The organism is Oleiphilus sp. HI0061, from assembly GCF_001635675.1.
Genome location: NZ_LWFE01001338.1, coordinates 1 through 1,334 on the forward strand (window position 1 = coordinate 1; position 1,334 = coordinate 1,334).

The window sequence follows — 1,334 nt, forward strand, 5'->3', positions numbered from 1 at the left end:
ATTTGCTTGCTTGGTATTTTTTTTAGATGCCTCTTTAAGCTTTGGCAGATTTTCAGGGTTTAATGCTAACTTATTTAGCTGCTCTCGCGTTTTATTGTGAATCTGCTCTTTCGTAAAGACTTGCTCAAATGTAGCCTGAGAAAAATACCCTCTAANTTTATCGTTAAGCCCATTACCAATAGCATAGATACTAATTGCTAATACAAAGCTAAGAAATATTGTAGCCACGACTTTCATACTTTGAGCCTATAACGCCGTGCTTTGCGGCGAGCGACGCGTAGCAGAGCGAGTCCAGCCCACGGGTGTTTTTCCGTGGGCGATGCAAGAGCACTTGGTTATGTGGTGAACCCTTGCAAACCACCAAAGCCCCTGAGTGGAGCGGTAGCGGAACCTAAGCCAGCCAAGCTGCGCGCTAAAATTAATAACGACCCGATTTTACCGAGCCAACTAACAGCACACCACGATAAAAACACAAAACTGTGATGATGCATTTAACTTACTATTGGCACCGGATTACAACTGTGGCGTGCCACTAACCACGAAAACTTAAACGGAGGGATGCTCAAAAAGAAAGGAGGCATCCCAGCCAAATATTGAGCCATTAACTAAAATGGCTGAAACATATAACGCCCAGCTCACCGGAGGAGCAAAATTGGCGTGACTTTTTGCTCCAGCAAAAAGCGCGACACATTTTGCGGAGTCCGGTGGAGCTGCTTGTTATAGCTTTTATTGGTATTCAAATTTGGTTTTAGCCTCACCAGTTTCATTTATAGTTAGTGTAAATGACTTCCAATCACCGCCAGTATGCGATTTCATAACTGAGTGAAGCTTAGGCACAACGGTATAGAGCCGCTCTCTTTCAGGTTTTACAAGTGCCTTTGAGACCCTTTTACCATCAATTACATAACTAAATTTGGATCCTATTGAACTACTACCATCTTCTGAAGTGTGATATTTAAACTCACACGAAAGAGATTCATACCCTAGCTCACTGCTTATCATCATGAGTTCGCTCAACTCATTCAATAGTGATACTTGCTCATCCATAATATTCATAAATCACCATTCCTGCTATAACGCCGCGTTAACCGCGCGAGCCGAAGGCGAGTCCGGTTGAACGCTTGGTTAGAATTTCTTTATTTAGTACGTTTTAACTTCAAAATACTTTATTTTCTTGTTTTCAATAACTGGATCGATCACGTATATATTCCCAGCTTCCAGCCGCGCGATGATATTATTATCTTCTACTCTAGTTCGCTCCATTTCTGCGTATGCTTCAGAGCTTGCTACAATGGCACCAGTATCAACGCTTGCCCCCATGGCTCCGCCAGCAA

2 protein-coding genes are annotated in these 1,334 nt (G+C 42.8%); both read right to left on the reverse strand.

Annotated elements, in window-relative coordinates; genetic code table 11:
* Nucleotides 1-726: 726 nt before the first annotated feature.
* Nucleotides 727-1,056 carry an immunity protein YezG family protein gene (locus A3735_RS21170; protein WP_068510496.1) on the reverse strand — a complete coding sequence of 110 codons (330 nt, stop codon included), beginning with the start codon at nucleotides 1,054-1,056 and terminating at the stop codon, nucleotides 727-729.
* Between the two features lie 84 nt (nucleotides 1,057-1,140).
* On the reverse strand, nucleotides 1,141-1,334 hold a 194-nt coding region (locus tag A3735_RS31205), incomplete at its 5' end, for a hypothetical protein (RefSeq protein ID WP_231882604.1).